7 protein-coding genes, 2 tRNA genes and 1 pseudogene are annotated in these 15823 nt (G+C 39.6%); 7 read left to right on the forward strand and 3 right to left on the reverse strand.

Annotation, left to right across the window (positions count from 1 at the left end; genetic code table 11):
- The 6 genes and pseudogenes from CYP77_RS09080 to CYP77_RS09105 form a co-directional block, all read left to right on the forward strand.
- Nucleotides 1-259 (forward strand): annotated as a pseudogene (locus CYP77_RS09080) (methyl-accepting chemotaxis protein); the annotation flags it as partial.
- 199 nt (nt 260-458) lie between these two features.
- Nucleotides 459-533 (forward strand) — tRNA-Asn (locus CYP77_RS09085).
- Between the two features lie 271 nt (nt 534-804).
- Entirely contained in the window at nt 805-1290 is a 486-nt protein-coding gene (locus CYP77_RS09090; protein ID WP_103567053.1) for a PepSY domain-containing protein, read from the forward strand.
- A 45-nt stretch (nt 1291-1335) separates the two neighbouring features.
- Nucleotides 1336-1989: a hypothetical protein gene (locus CYP77_RS09095; protein ID WP_103567052.1), complete on the forward strand. Its 654-nt coding sequence runs from the start codon at nt 1336-1338 to the stop codon at nt 1987-1989.
- Nucleotides 1990-2030: 41 nt separating this feature from the next.
- Nucleotides 2031-2690 carry a response regulator transcription factor gene (locus tag CYP77_RS09100; protein WP_021093395.1) on the forward strand — a complete coding sequence of 220 codons (660 nt, stop codon included), beginning with the start codon at nt 2031-2033 and terminating at the stop codon, nt 2688-2690.
- Nucleotides 2674-4017 carry a sensor histidine kinase gene (locus tag CYP77_RS09105; protein WP_103567051.1) on the forward strand — a complete coding sequence of 448 codons (1344 nt, stop codon included), beginning with the start codon at nt 2674-2676 and terminating at the stop codon, nt 4015-4017. Before CYP77_RS09100 ends, CYP77_RS09105 begins: the two co-directional genes overlap by 17 nt.
- Nucleotides 4018-4091: 74 nt before the next feature.
- On the opposite strand, the gene CYP77_RS09110 is transcribed toward CYP77_RS09105, so the two are convergent.
- The 3 genes from CYP77_RS09110 to CYP77_RS09120 form a co-directional block, all read right to left on the reverse strand.
- A tRNA-Phe gene (locus CYP77_RS09110) sits at nt 4092-4167 on the reverse strand.
- 127 nt (nt 4168-4294) lie between these two features.
- Complete coding sequence (locus CYP77_RS09115; RefSeq protein WP_103567050.1) at nt 4295-9496, reverse strand: hypothetical protein; 5202 nt, start codon at nt 9494-9496, stop codon at nt 4295-4297.
- Between the two features lie 67 nt (nt 9497-9563).
- Nucleotides 9564-11450 (reverse strand): hypothetical protein, encoded by a 1887-nt coding sequence (locus tag CYP77_RS09120; protein ID WP_103567049.1) that lies wholly within the window; start codon nt 11448-11450, stop codon nt 9564-9566.
- Between the two features lie 297 nt (nt 11451-11747).
- On the opposite strand from CYP77_RS09120, the gene CYP77_RS09125 reads away from it, so the two are divergent.
- Nucleotides 11748-15389 (forward strand): S6 family peptidase, encoded by a 3642-nt coding sequence (locus CYP77_RS09125; RefSeq protein WP_103567048.1) that lies wholly within the window; start codon nt 11748-11750, stop codon nt 15387-15389.
- The last annotated feature ends 434 nt before the right edge of the window (nt 15390-15823 follow it).

A 15823-nucleotide genomic window follows, 5' to 3' on the forward strand; every position in this document is an offset into this window, starting at 1 on the left:
AAAACTAGCTGAAAGAACTCAAAAATCTCTAGGTGAGATAGAAGCAAATACAAATGTATTAGCTCAATCAATAAATGAGATGAGTGAATCAATCAAAGAGCAAAGTGAAGGAATAAACATGATAAATCAATCAGTTGCTCAGATAGATCACCTAACAAAAGAGAATGTTGTAATTGCCAACCAAGCAAACGAAGTAACATCAGAAGTAGATGAGATGGCTAAAGCCATAGTTGAAGAGGTTAGGAAGAAGAGGTTTTAACTTCTTAATAAACAAACTTAAATTTGTTTAAACAAGGCTACAAAACAAAACGATCTTGTTTTGGTGAAACTCTAAACCACTCAGGCAATTTGCTTGAGTGGTTTTAAATATATAATTTATTAGAAAAATGGCTAAAATTTTTAGTTATTTAAGCTATTTTTAAATGATTGCTAACTATAATACGACTTCTTTTAAGTGTTCCGGATTAGCTCAGCGGTAGAGTAGGTGACTGTTAATCACTTGGTCGCTGGTTCGAACCCAGCATCCGGAGCCATTCTTCTTTAAAAATCCTTTTAAAACCCCGATTTTAACTATATTTCAGGAACTTTATGTTTTCTTATTTTTTGTATTTTTCCTCTTTGTTTCCGATCAGGTTTATTTGCTGTTTCAAAATATATCGTTCTGATTTGTTGTCAAAATACTATTAGGTATTCATCTTTGGCGAAGCTAAAATAAATTTCTTTCATTCATCCTAGCTTCATTTTAGGTTTTTATAATGCGCTCATCCAAACGAAAGTTGGAAATCAAAAATAAAAGGATCAAAAATGAAAAAGGTATTAGGTGCAGCAGTTTTAGCAGCAGTTTTAGGAGCGATAGGTTTGCAAGCAGCCATCACGTCAAAAAAGGCTTTAAACATAGCTGAGAAAAACTTCCCAGGCTCAAGCATCAAAGATATCGAGATGAACGTCAAAAAGGGCGTGACTTTTTACAAGATAGAGTCATTTAAAGATGGTGTCAAACAAGAGATCAAGATCGATGCTAACAGCGGTCAGATCGTTAAAGTAGAGAATAAAAATAAAAAACACATACTTCCAATCGAAGCAGTGGATTTTTCAAAATTTGCTCTTAGCATCGACGAGGCTGTGGCTAAAGCTCAAGCGCTCGAGGCTGGCTGGAGCCTTGATGAGGCAGAGCTTGATAATAAAAATGGTGCTTGGATATACAAAGTAGAGCTTAAGCGCGACAGGAGCGAGAAAAAAGTGATCATAAATGCTCAAACAGGCGAGATAATCGGCAACTATACAAAGTGATCTAGCGCCCTTTTTGGGCGTTAAATTTTGTAAAGGTGAAAAAAGATGAGTGAAAATTTAGATCAAAATTTAAACGAGAAAGTTAGCAAGCAGGGTTTAGAGAAAAATTTGAGCGAAAATTTTAGCCAAAGCGCGAGAGAAAATTTAAGTAAAAAAGCCAAGTCTGGCGTTTATAAAAATAGTTGCGAAAATTTAGGAGAGAGCGAGCAAAGCCCTGAAAATTTAGATAAAAATCCTAGTGAAGAAAGCAGTAGCGCAGAAATTTTAAGTCAAGCTACCTCAAAATACAAAGCTCAAAATTTCTTTAAAAATGCGCTTGAGCTTTCGCTTCAAGGTGTAGCGGGTGCGCTCATCTATGCTGGCAAGGCTGGAGTGTGGCTATCAAACGCTTCAAACTGCCTAAAAGACGAGGCGCAAAGGGCTGAGCTATCAAAGATAAATGAAGAGCAGGTCAAATTTGAAAGAGTGGCTTGCATCTTGCCAGAAAGAGTTAAAGAGCTCATCTTAGAGCGCCTAAAAGTAGAGCCAAACGAGGTGGAATTTGCACCGATCTATCTAGCGAAAAAACAAAGCTTTGGCACGCTTGGAGCGGAGTATTTTTATGATGCAAGGGCTAAATTTAATGGCTTTTTATATGATTTTAAGATAGGCGCAGCAAATGGCGAAATTTTAAATCTAAAAATAAAAAGCCAAATTTGATAAAATAGCTGGCAAAACCAAGTGAGGAAGGTAAGGCAGGGATGAAAATTTTAGTCGTCGAGGACGAAATAGACCTAAATAGCGTCATCACAAGGCACCTAAAGAAAAACGGATATAGCGTCGATAGCGCGTTTAACGGCGAGGAGGCGATGGACTTTACCGCTGTGGCGCACTACGATCTCATCGTGCTTGATCTTATGATGCCGGTGATGGACGGACTTACATTTTTGCAAAGATCGCGCGCCGCAAAGCTAGCGACCCCTGTGCTTATACTGACAGCCAAAGACGATGTGGACGACGTTGTAAAGGGGCTTGACGCGGGCGCGGATGACTACTTGGTCAAGCCATTTGACTTTAAGGAGCTGCTAGCTAGAGTGCGCACGCTCATTCGCCGAAATAGCGGCAATGTGGCTAGTGAAATTTGCGCAGGCGAGCTAAAGATCGACCTTTCTAAAAAGTCAGTCGAATTTAGCGGCGAGCAGATCGAGCTCACCGGCAAAGAGTATGAAATTTTAGAGTTTTTGATGCTAAACAAGGGCAGAATTTTAACTCGCGACCAGATCAAAGAGCATGTCTGGGACTTTGACTACACGGGCGGCTCAAACGTCATCGACGTCCTTATAAAAAACATAAGAAAAAAGCTTGGCGAGTGCGAGGTGATCCAGACTAAAAGAGGGCTTGGTTATGTTGTTAAGGATTAAACAAGCGCTTGCAAACATCCCGATAACCGCGCGCGTAACGCTTTGGTACTCGTTTTTTATCATCGTTATCGTGGCGGCTCTCATTGCTATCTCGGCGGTCGTGGCGGATGAGGTTTTTGAGGACGTGAGCCAAAAAAAGCTAGCCAAATCAGTCACCAAAATAGCCAATGATATGGATGAGTTTGAGCCATACGATGATGGGATATTTTTTATAAAATATAACGCAAAAGGCGATGTGATCGGTGGTCTAGCGCCAAAACACTTTCAAATTTCACTTAAGATGAACAGCGGTACAGTGCGGCTTTATGAAAACGGCGAAAACCGCTTTTACTACTACGATATCGCAGCTAAAGGCAAAGGTGTCTGGATCAGAGGTGTGATAAATGCGGAGAAATTTTTTAAAAAAGAGGGGCTATTTTTACTAGCGCTTGGCGTTTTTGTGCCAGTTTTGTTTATTTTTGTGCTTTACGGCGGCTATAAAACGATAAAAAATGCGATGAAACCAGTCGCTACGATGTCAAAAACTGCGCTTGAGATAGGCAGCAGCCGGGACTTTTCAAAGCGCATAGACCTGCCTGCTGGCAAAGACGAGCTGCACGCGCTTGCAAGCGTTTTTAACCAGATGCTCGACTCCCTTGAAAAGGTCTATCAAAGCGAGAAACAGCTTACCTCAGACGTCTCGCACGAGCTACGAACGCCACTATCTGTCATTATGGCTGAGAGCGACTATGCTGCGAGCTATGCGCAAAATTTAGGCGAGGCCAAGGAGTCGCTGGAGGTCATCTCTAGGCAGTCAAGAAAGATAACCTCGCTGATAGATCAAATTTTGGAGCTTTCAAGACTGGAAGCTGGCAGAAATTTGGAGCTAAAAGATATAAATTTAAGCTATATCTTGCAAAATTTAGCCAGCGACTATGAGAAGCTAGCAAGTGCAAAGGGGTTAAAATTTAGCTGCGATATAGCACCAGATGCCCAAATTTTAGGCAATGAGCTGATGATATCAAGACTCGTGGATAACTTTTTAAGCAACGCACTAAAATTTGCTTCAAGTAAAATTGAGCTAAATTTAAGCGTGTCAAAAACGCAGGCACTTTTATCTGTAAAAGACGACGGAGCTGGTATCTCGCAAAAAGATAGCGAGCTAATCTGGAATAAATTTTATCAAGCTGACAGTTCAAGAAATAAAAGCCTAAACACAGGCAGTGGGCTAGGGCTGGCTATCGCAGCAAATATCGCTAAAATTCACGGCGCAAAGCTTGGCGTAAAGAGCGAAGCTGGAGCTGGAAGCGAATTTTGGGCAGAATTTGAGCTTGTAAATTTAAAATAAGTGTAAATTTAGACTTTTAAATAAAGCTGTATTTGATAGAAGTAAAAATGATTGATTTTGAAAGAAAGTTTAAATGGTGGTTAGAGGCAGAATCGAACTGCCGACACGCAGATTTTCAGTCTGCTGCTCTACCGACTGAGCTATCCAACCACCTTGATAAAGGAAATTGGATTATACATTTTAAATATTTAAACTAAGTTTAAAAATCTACAAGAAGCTTTTATTTTTAAGGAATTTAAATATAAAACTATAAATTTTTAGCCTGACAGAGTTAAATTTAATGCACCAAATTTACTACACTTACATCTTTATCTATCTCGATAAAAAATGTTTGTGCGCCAGCTCCGCTACCATATACGCCTTTATAGACTTGATTTAGCGCATGTCCGCTACCATCAATCGCCACTTGGTTGTGTGTATCACCTAAAGTGCTATGCTTTAAATTTAGTGCTGCCACTTCGCTGTCTGTAGCTTGTGTGAAGATAGTGCCTTTGCCCTCTAGCGCCACTTTGTCATTGCTATCGCCTTTGATCTTTAGCACGGTATTTACGCTTTTTAAACCACCATCTGTTACTTGTAAGTCTATGATATCAAGCACGCTTTTGGCATCCAGTCCTATCGAGACCGCCTGAGCGCTATTGCTACTAAGCTGTAAAATTTCAAAGCTCTTTAGTTTATCATTTAGATCATCCACTCTACTAAGATCGATATTTTCAGTAAAGATAAGCGTATCAACGCCACCTTTTGCGTCTATCTTGTTGCCTTCGTAGGTAAAGGTATTGTTTTGATCATCTCCCTCGTGAGTGATCTTGATATTTTTATCTATCTCAACAAAAAATGTCTTTGTGTTAGTTCCATCAGTGTATGTGCCTTTGTAGACGTGATTTAGTGCATGTCCGCTACCATCAATCGCTACTTTGTTAAATTCATCTCCTATGGCTTGACTATGTTTCCAGTTAAGCATAGTTACTTCTTTATCAGTAGCTAGTTCAAATTTATTATTTCCATCACTTATTAGCTTAACGCCATCTTCATCATCGCCTGAGATTTTTAAGACAGTATTCATACTTTGTGTATCTTGTATCTTTTTTCTGCCACTTCCTGAGCCAATGGTTATGGTGGTCTCTTTTGAGTCTATGATATCAAGAACGTTTTTAGTATTTAGTGATATTGAGACAGCTTGGGTTTCAGTACCTAGTTGCAAACGTTCAAAACTTTTTAAAGTATCATTTAAATTACTTACTTTTTCTAGTTTTGTATCTTCAACAAATATCAGCTTATCTACACCACCTTTTGCATCTATACTCTTGCCATTATAGATAAAGACATCATTTAGATTACTTCCTTCAAGAGTATTTGTATTGTGTTTTAAGTGCATTACTCTATTAAAATCATCTGGGTCATTTCCATAACCATTTAGTGCTTTTCTATAGCCATTTGCATCAGCACTACTAACGTATCCTTTATCTTCCAAAGCTTTTATATAGCTATTACTAAAAAGATGTGTGCCACTTCCTTGCGAGCCAATATTTTTATAGTCAGCATCTGTATATATAGGATTTTTATGTTTTCTTATCTGTATATCGAGATCCACATCTGTTCTTTGATCTATATAGTCGATATTTAATTTGTAAAAGCCTTTTTTTAATGTTATGACGTTAGGGTATCCCAAAACAGTATCACCCACTCTATTAACTTCTCTTGTTGACCAAGGGTTTGGATTTTGTGGAGGATGTGGTTGTTGGTCGCCATTCCAATATGACGCAACTATTTTATAATTGCCAAGCTCCATATATACATGATCTTGAAAGCGGTCCGCCCTTACGTGGTACTCGCCATCTTCTTCTATATATATCCATCCACTCATATGCATGACAAGGTCTGTTCCTACAGTCTCAGCTTCTAGCAAGGTGTAGTTACCCGAGTGATTTACATTGTAGTGGGTGCCAGTGTGGTCTGTGTCACTTGCCATAGGGGAGTGTCCTACTCTTGCCATATCATTTGTGTTTAACTCTCCCGCTGATGGTCTAGTCCAGCTTAATTTATAATCTTTTCCTCCCCTAAAGGAGACTTCATCAAACGTAGTAGTTGCACTAACACCAGCCCACTCCATCCATTCTTTATAGTGATGCTTTACATAAAATAAATTTGCACTATCTGTTTGTAAAAATGGTCCAGGATACATAAATTTATTTATAAATTCTTTATTTGTACAATCATAAAACCACATATCAACATCAAGCCCTTTGTTTGCTACCATAGTTACGGTTTGAACGGCTAAATTTCCCGCATCATCTAGTCTTTCTACTATGTAGTTTTTGCTGCCAGTGTTTTGTGCTACGTTAAAGCTTCCAGAGTAGCTTAAATTTCCATCAAGTGTCAGTGTCGTCTTATCAGATGTCTCAGCGTCTATGACCTCTACATCTTTTGATTTTTCATCGTGTGGATTGTTTGCAGCTTCGCCTTTGCCGCTAAAATTTATAGCGTAGCTACCAGAGCTATTTTTTATATTATCAAAGTCAGATTCTATTAGCTTATCAGGCTTTGAGTCAAGATCGACTGTGATAGTTAGGTTATTATCTCTTTGAGGCACGCCGTCAGTCCCCACGTAGGTGGCGTCTATGATGTGGTGCGTTCTATCTAGCTTTTTGCCAACCTTTTCAAAGTCTGCTATGACGGTATTGTTTTCGATCTTGGCTATAAAGCTATCACTTAGACCTCCATTTTCGTCTTTTATCTCGATTAGCACGTAGCCTTTGCCGTCACTTGTGGTATCTGGCTTATTTATACCAAATTTAATGTATGGCTGTTCGTCATTTGTAAGAGCGATGTTGTAGTTTATCTTTTGGGTCGAATTTGACTCATACTGGCTTGTCGAGATGATATGCTCGTAGTTCTCTTCGTTTAGGTATTTTGCAGAGTGGATATCGGCATTATCTATCTTTGTAACAAGCTTTACATCGTCTATATAGTCAAGCACTCCAAAGGCAAATAGCCTACCACTTGAAGTGCCTGATATTGCACTTCCATCATCTTTTATAAGGGTCGCATCGACTAAGGTCGGACGCTTGCTACTTACCGTCACGTCTGGTATGGTGATAGCGCCGTCACTTATCACTTTTATATCGCTTGGGTCTTTTTTGTTTATCATATGCACGCCGTCACCATCTAGGATGTAGCTCACGGTTGATTGTTTGTTGGTAAGTGGGTTTAGGATGCTTATCTTTAGCTCATCTTTTGGCACTGCGCTACTTGGGAGATAGACCTTTACATCAGAGGTCGTTATAGCTCCAGTGGTGTCATCTATGAGCCCGTCTCCGTCAGCGTCTTTTACAAATTTCGCCACTGGGCTGTCGCTAAATTTTATCTCATTTGTATCGCTCTCGCCTTTGTTGCCAGCCTTGTCCATCATGGTCGTCGTTATACTTGTGGTTTTGCCATGTTCTATTGGCACTGTGATCTTAAATTTACCATCATTTAGTGGCACTTCATTGTGATCAGGGGCGATTATCTTGCCATTAGTATATGTGTAAATTTTGTGCGTTTTACTGCCGTCTGGGTTTGTGACATCGATGGCTATCTTATCGCCTTCTTTTATCACGCTTGGGATTTTTATGGAAGCCTCGGTCTTTGTTGGGTCGCCGTCATTGTATCTGTTTTCTGAAGTGTCTATCTTGCCATCTGGTGTTCTATTACTAGAGCCCAAGTCACTATCAAAGCTTATCTTGGCTGATTTTACAGGTGGAGCTACCACGACGCTTGGAGTGGTTTGGCTGCTTGTGCCATTTGGTTTTGGCGTGCCATGCTCGTCATTAACTGTTGTATTTATAGATACACTTGAGCCAGGTGTTACTGGTACGCTTACGCCTGGCACTTCAAATTTACCATTAACTATTGGCACTACTGCGCTTGGGTTATTTTTATCATAGACGCTTGTGCCATCATCGCTTACGACAAATTCTTTTGGCGAGCCACCTATGTTGATAGTGACGCTCTCTTTTGGTTTTATAGTGCGAGGTAAATTTATCTCAACATTTGAAGTGCCATCACCTATCTCGTCGCTACTTATTAGCCCATCGCCGTTTTTATCAGCTGTTAGCGTCACTTTGACTGTGTCGCTTACGCTGCTGCTTGGCGTAGTGCTTGTGGCTGAGACGTTGCCAAATTTATCAACTACGCCAGTTTCTATGCTGCTTCCTGCTGTGATATTTGCGATATTTGGCACGCTAAAGCTAACCGCGCCATTTTCATCGGTCGTAAATGTATAGGTGTTGCCGTCCTCGTCAGTAGCCGTGCCATTTTCTTTATCTAGTGTAAATTTCTTCTCAACTGGCGGTTTGCCTGGTTCATTTAGCTTAAACGTGATCTTATCTCCAGTGCTAAGCTCGTCAGGCACTACAAATTTCATACCGCTAGTTTGCGTGCCACTGCCATACCCTAGCTCGGTCGCATCTATCACGCCGTCGCCATTTTTATCAATATCAAGCGTGGCTGTCACTTTTGAGATGGCTGGCGTGTCGTTTAGCTCATAAGCAGTTGGTGGCGCGGTAAATGTCTTGCCACCAGTGGTGTATGAGCTTGTCACGGTCGTTTTACCATGGTTTAAAATTTCAACCCCAGTGATCTCTGCTTTGCCATTTATGATAGGTATAGGAGGCGCTCCAGTAGGTGTGCCGGTGCTATCAACTGGGATTAGCTCGTTTGTAGCAGTATTTATTTTGTAGTTGCTAGTTTTGCCACCACCTTTCATATTTGTCTTTATCGTGATGATGTCGCCATTTTTAGCAACGTCTGGGATATGGGCGTCTATGCTTGTGATGATCTTTTTGCCATCAGGTGTTTTTGGTAGCGAGTTTAGCTGCGCTCCTCCTAAAAAGCCCTTTTTCTCGCCAGTGTCGCTTGTGAGGTTAAAATTTAGCACGATGTTTGGCTCTGGAGGTGTAAAATTTAGGTTTTGAGTGCCAAATCCAGCGTATGAGACCCCACCGATCTTAGCCTCGCCAACTGGCCATTTGACCTCGTCATGCCTAGCTTCAAGAGCGCGCAAACCAGTGTAAAAGTCGTAGATATTTGAGTAGTGGCCACCTAGTTCAAATTTGATGCCACCACTGCCCACTGAAGCAGAGTATTGCGATGATGAGCCGTGAGGAGATAGCTCTTGATGAGAGATTTGATCATCGTCATTTGCGTGTTCTTTGTGATTTTCAAGGATGTTTGCGTTTTTTGGGATGACTAGCTCGCCCTTATGCTCGGCAAAGACATTTACCGTGTGAAATACCGAGCTAAAGCCGACATAAGCCTTTTCGCCGTCATCAAAAACAATGGTAAGGTTCGAGTTTTCGCTCGTTTTTATATCGTCACCAAGGTAAATTTCATCGTCTTTGTGTAGCACCCTCATAGTGCCGTCCCTGCTTATGGCGATGGCTTCACCCTTGATCTTTTTGATAACGCCGATCCTTATGGCGTCAAAATTTGGCATTTTTTCATCCCTGTAAAATGTGTGTATTGTAGTATCGGAAAATCTCTTAAAATTTATATAGTTTGTACTACATCACCTCGACATGCACGTTTTTATCTATCTCGACGAAAAATGTCTGCCCAGCGTTATTTTCGCCTTTATAGACTTGATTGACCGCTTCGCCACCAACCTCGTCGAGCTTGTTATCATCAGCTCCGATGACACTATGCTTTGCATTTAGCGCGGCTACTTCGCCATTTGTGGCCTTTACGAAATTTCCAACTAGCTGCACCACATCATCGCTGTCGCCTGAAATTTTAAGGATGGTATTTAGGCTCTCTAAGCCATCAGGCCCCTCGGTAGGGTTGGAGTCTATCATGTCGATTATGTTTTGCCCATTTAGTGTTAGCTTCACAGCCTTTGTGTGATCAAGCTTGATGCGCTCAAAGCTCTCAAGGCGCTTATCTAGATCCTCTATCTTTGTTAGATCCACGTTTTGGGTAAAAAGTAGCGTGTCTATACCGCCTTTTGCGTCGATATCGTGTGAGTTAAAGATAAATTTATCATCATCGTTACTACCAACGTCTTTTGTGCCTTCAAATTTTAGGTCAAATGGCTTATCAAAATCGCTTGCATTGTCGCCAAATTTCACACCATTTGTTTCTTTTGCCTTATAAAACGTATCGCTCTCTTTTGTTACAAGGCCTTTTTGAGCAAGAGCCTCCATATAGGCGTTGCTGACTAGTTTTATGTTAGGGTCATCTGAAATAATTTTATTAGGGCTGATACCAGAGAATGCTACAAAAATATAACTATATCTCTCATCAGATACTTCTATATGTACTTTATAAAAGCCGTAGTCTTCTGTTAAATTTAGGCTACTTGTGCTTTCGCTTTGTATGGCATTGCCTTCATCTCTGCCGCCATTTTTACTTGCCCATCCAAATGGCTGCCATGAAATTTCTCTACCATCAAATTCAAACTTAATACTTTGCCTTTCTTGCTTTGAATCATAATAAAACTTGTTAATATCACTACGATTTTTTATAAATATCCAGCCATCCATACTGACCATCACTCCATCTGCTGTTATCTTGGACTCATATAGTTTATAGTGTCCGTTTAAATTGTGTGGCTTGAAGGGGCTGGTCATATTTTCGCTTAGTCTATCATTGGCATAGTCTGCATTTGAAGCTCTGCCTATCCTAGCGAGCTCCATAGCTGTCGGAGTACGGTCGCGTATTCTGCTAGCTTTAGCTGGATCTGATGTGTCGAAATATCCAGGATCAGCCTGTTGCCCACTATAGTAATATAGGTCATTAAATGTACTTGTCGCACTTACGTGATGGCTTGCACTCCACTCTTTTAGTATGCTTTTGCTATTATGCTCTATATCATAATAATCAAGCCCTCGCCCATGGTTTCTAGCGGAGTCATAAAGCCATATATCTGCGTCTAGTCCTCTGTTTGTGACATTTTTTAACACATTTATGGTATCTATAAATGGCTCTTCTTTTGGCTCTGCAGCGCCGCCGCTTTTTTCTACTAGCGAGCTAGAGGCACCTGAGACGCTTTTTAGCTGGGCTAACTGGGTACTACTTACGTTTGGCTCTAAAGATCTGTGTTGGTTGTAAATTTGATGGATATTTGCGCTATGTCCGCTTGTGACAAAACTCGCCGCGCTTAGAGATATGCCATCGCTTGCGCCAAAGCCGTTAGAGTGATCGCTCTCGCCCTTTTCTTCTGCTGGTTTTGTTGAAATTTTTAAAATTTCATCTAAATTTACGCTTTGATGAGCGTTTAAATTTATCTGTTCGCCATTTTCTAAAGTGATCTTGGCATCTAAATTTTTAGTAAAAATTTTCTGATCAGCGTAAATTTCATCACCATCTTTTAGCATTTTTATGCTTCCGTCTTGACTGATGACGTAAATTTCACCCTGAATGTCTTTTATGATCAGCTTTTTTTCTTTCATATCTTTCCTTGTTTTAGTCTAAGCCATATCGGATAAATTTATAAAATATGTATAGCTAAATTCTTATTTTGTGGAGATTGTAGTGAAAGATGCTAGGTATTATCATTGTTTTATGTCAAAGTAATATCTATAAATTTATGAAAGTATAAAACATGTTTAAAAAGCGCAGGGATAAATTTGTTAAAGTAAATTTATAGTTTAAAAAATCATTAAGATTTTAATCATCAAAAGGTTTAAAAAGGTATATAATGCCTTTTGCGATTTAAATGGAATTTATCTTAAAAATGGAGGTTTATCTTGAAAAATAATCTTAGCATTTCTCTTGTTGTATCAAGCATTTTATGTAGCTGCTTAGACGCTCAGGTCATGGATATAGGGACAAATTTTTATAGAGATTACCTTGATCTTGCTCAAAACAAAGGCATCTTTAAAGCCACAGATGCACCACTAGAATTTACGCAAAGAAACGGCACTAAATTTACGTTTAATAAGATCCCAAACAACAACGCAAGAAACAATAAAGGCAACTTCACCTCCCTTGGGCGAAATTTTGTAGTTACAGCAAATCACACACTTCTTGCCTCAGCTGCTACAAATTTTAATGAAAACAGAGGCTGGTTTGGCAATACACTCTATGAATACGCAACAAATTCTACGCAAAAGCTTTATGGCGCAGACACAACGTATCTGCGAACTTCAAAATACATAGTCGAAGGGCAGATCGATCCTTTGGATGTGCCAAATTTGGAGATATCTAGCCAAGATCAAACAAAAGATGAGGCTAATGCAAAAAAGATAGAAGATCGTTTTATGGATATAAAAAATAGCGGTGGAGCTAGTGGCGATAACATCCTTGCATACGAGGCTGGCACAGGCTCACTTGCTCTTGAAAGGCCAAAAAGCGATTCAGATGGCTTTGCTGAGGTGATGAGCGCTACTGAGTTTGAGCACCAAAATATAGTAAATAACGCACTTGGTGCAAGCGTAAATGAGATAGGAGTGGCGTATTCGGCAGTTTATAAGAGCCATTACTCAAGTGTAAGCAAACCCGGGGTTTATCTATTTATGACTTCAAACAGGGGCTTTAGAAATAGACTTTTGCCAGGAGATAGTGGCTCTGGGTTTTTTGTCTATGACACGGTAGCTCAAAAATGGGTCTTAGTAGGTGTTTTAACCGGAGTTGAGGACAATAAAAACTACGCATCTATCGTTACTGCGAGAGATTTTAACGACTATAAAAAAGAGTATGAAAATTTAGTAAGTGGCGTAAATGTCCTAGGCAGCGCGCTAGTGCAAAATAAAGATAATATATTTAGCAGCGCAAATGGCTCAAATATCACGCTAAACACTAACCTAGACTTAGGACATGGCGGCATCGTCGTAAATAGTGGCGACTTTACTCTAAATAGCACAAATGGTAGCAAGATAGCGAAATTTGCAGGTTTTGACATAGCTGGGGGAGCTAGCTTAAATTTAAACGTCACTTCAGACGCAAGCGTGCATAAGATAGGCAAAGGTAGCTTGATAGTAAGCTCAAGTGGCAACAAGCCACTAAGGCTAGGAGATGGCGTGGTTGAGCTAAGAGCTTTAAATGCCTTTGATAAAATTTATCTAACAAGTGGCAGAGGGCTTTTAAGGCTTGGCGTGAATGAAAATTTAAATGATAAAATTTTCTTTGGCAATGGTGGCGGAGCGCTTGATCTAAATGGCTTTGATCAGACTTTTAACAACATATCAGCCAACTCAAGCGATGCGAAGATAACAAATGCAAACTCGCAAAGGGCGACGCTTACTATAAACGGCGAAAGTGGCAAAGATACGATATTTCACGCAAGCATCGATAAAAATATAGAGCTAAGACATAGTGGGCAGGGCAAGGAGCTTGTTTTTGACGGAGGATTTGACATTGATGGTGCTTTGAGCCTAGAAGATGCAAAGGTTACGCTCCAAGGACATCCAAAGACGCACGCCATTGGCGATGCTAGCGTTTTAACTCCCCTAGCAAAGAGCAAGATAGCCGCAGCTGGTCTAAACGAGCCAGCCTATATGGATCTAGCTCGCCCATCCACACTCTCTCAGCCTGACTGGGACGAGAGAAAATTTAGTGCAAAAGATGGCATAAAGCTTAAATCATCAGAGCTTACCATAGGTAAAGATGCTAAGCTAAATGGCGACATCACGGCTAAAAACTCGGTCATAAATTTAAGTGGCGAGCTAACTCACTATATAGATAAATTTGATGGCTCAAACACCTATGATGACGGCTTAAAGTACCGCCAGGATATTGAGAGTAAAAATTTACTTGTTAAAGACGTTAAATTTGACAATAAAATCGTCATGGATAGTGATAGCCTGCTAAGAGTAGGAGGAGGTGCAACTAAGCTAAAAGAGCTGGTTGTAAATGGCAAAGATACGCCTTTGGCTAAAGATGTGCTCTTGGGCGATGGTAAATTTGAGGTAGAAAATTTAGAGGTTAGTGGCGCGCAAAAGCTTGGCTTTGAGCCTGATAGTGTCGTAAAAAAGAGCCTAAAGATAAAGAGCTTTGGCAGTGAAAATGAGCCAGTACTTGACTTTAAAAAGGTCCTAACCCTTGGCGCTGGGATGAAATTTGATGTTGATTTTACTGCAGCACTTAAAGGCGGTATGGCGCTTGATAAAACATATACTTTAGTAAGCGCACAAAGCATCATAAATGAGGGCGCTATCTTTAACAACGAGCAAAAACTTGGGGATTTGTTTATGACATATGCCATAAATGGTGGCAAGATCGAGATGAAGCTAAGCGATAAAAAGGGAGAAAATCCAGCCGTTTCGCCTAATGTAGTGCAAGAGATGGCTTCTAAATTTAGCCAAAGAGAAAATAAAATCCTAAGCATGCTAAAAGGCACGCCTGAATTTGTGCAAGCAATCTCAAGTGGTGACGATGAGGCACTAAGAAAACTAGCACAAAAAGCAGATAAAGAGATGAAAGAAATTTCTACTTCAGCGCTTAAAGTGAGCATAAAAGCCTTGCAAAACAGCAACGAGCTGATGAACTCTAGGCTATTTCAGGTCACGCAGCTAAGGGCAAAGGCTGATATCTCGCAGTTTAAGCTAGCTGGACTTGAAAGCGACATTATGCCAAGCGCGAAGATGGCTTACGAAGCAGCAGAAGCTAGCAGGGAGAGAAACAACTTTTGGGCAAATGTAAATGGTGCCTATTTTAAGGATAGACAAAGCGATGGCGACCTTAAATTTTATGGTACAAATATCGGCTATGACAGAGGTTATGACGAGTTTATCTTAGGCGTGAGCGCTGGAGTAAGCAAGGCTAAATTTAGCTCAAATGTATTAAAAGATGATGCTAAAATTTATAGTTTTGGTGCGTATGGGCTTTTTGAAAGAGGGGCTCACGAGATACAAAGTAACTTAAATTTTGCCTTTATAAACTCAAAACGCAGCCTAGATGAGGCGCAAAAAGCTAGCGTAAAAGGTAGAGGCATCCTCTCGAGCAACTACTATAAATATAAAATTTCACTCTCTAAAAGTGGCGAGTATGAGCAAAGTATAAAACCACTACTAGCACTAGAGCTTGGCGCTAATGGCATTGATGGATTTAAAAATGACCGATATGATCAAAAGAGCATAAATGACTTTAATGTGGCTGTAGCAGCGGGAGTAGAATACGCTTTAAACAGCGAGAAAAACGCATTTAGCGTGCAATTTTTAGTAAAACAAAGTGTATATAACTCAGAAGATAAATCTTATGTTTCACTTAATAATTCAAATGAGTATGTTGATTACAAACTTGATAACAATAAGCTAAGCTATAAGCTTACTTTAAACTCAGACACCAAGCTTAGCGAAAATTTAGTTCTCTCTTCTCAGCTAAGCGGTATGCTTGATAACGATAAAAACTACGGCATAAGTGGTGGTTTGAAGATCGAGTATAAATTTTAAATTTATGTCAAAGTGGATTTAAATTTCACTTTGGCGTTGGTAAAAAGCAGATTGTTTTAAATTTGGTAATTTTAAAATCTAATGAAAAATAGTGAAATTTAAAGCTTAAAAGTAGGTGGTGGGTTCACCAGGACTATTGTATCAATAATATTCAGCAAATAATAGAGCCTTATGATCTAAAGTAAATATATTATTACTCGATAAAATACTTTTTTATCATCTAATATGTCGTTATGATATTTACTATATATTAATTATATAAGACTTATAATTAGTTGTTCATTATTGTTAAAAAATATATTACACTTACGAAAGTATAAAGGAAGGGATGCTATTGTCTTTTTGAAAAAAGAGCTAAAAACAATAGACAATAGGTAAACCAAATTTTGCTAAAGCAAAATTTGGACTTTTATTTAAAACATGGGGGCAAGCCC

This window comes from Campylobacter concisus, from assembly GCF_002913865.1.
In the GTDB taxonomy this organism is placed as follows: Bacteria; Campylobacterota; Campylobacteria; order Campylobacterales; family Campylobacteraceae; genus Campylobacter_A; species Campylobacter_A concisus_AM.

Coding starts and splice junctions, on each gene's coding strand:
- CYP77_RS09090 (WP_103567053.1), top strand. CDS start 805: ATGAAAAAGGTATTAGGTGCAGCAGTTTTAGCAGCAGTTTTAGGAGCG.
- CYP77_RS09095 (WP_103567052.1), top strand. CDS start 1,336: ATGAGTGAAAATTTAGATCAAAATTTAAACGAGAAAGTTAGCAAGCAG.
- CYP77_RS09100 (WP_021093395.1), top strand. CDS start 2,031: ATGAAAATTTTAGTCGTCGAGGACGAAATAGACCTAAATAGCGTCATC.
- CYP77_RS09105 (WP_103567051.1), top strand. CDS start 2,674: ATGTTGTTAAGGATTAAACAAGCGCTTGCAAACATCCCGATAACCGCG.
- CYP77_RS09115 (WP_103567050.1), bottom strand. CDS start 9,496: ATGCCAAATTTTGACGCCATAAGGATCGGCGTTATCAAAAAGATCAAG.
- CYP77_RS09120 (WP_103567049.1), bottom strand. CDS start 11,450: ATGAAAGAAAAAAAGCTGATCATAAAAGACATTCAGGGTGAAATTTAC.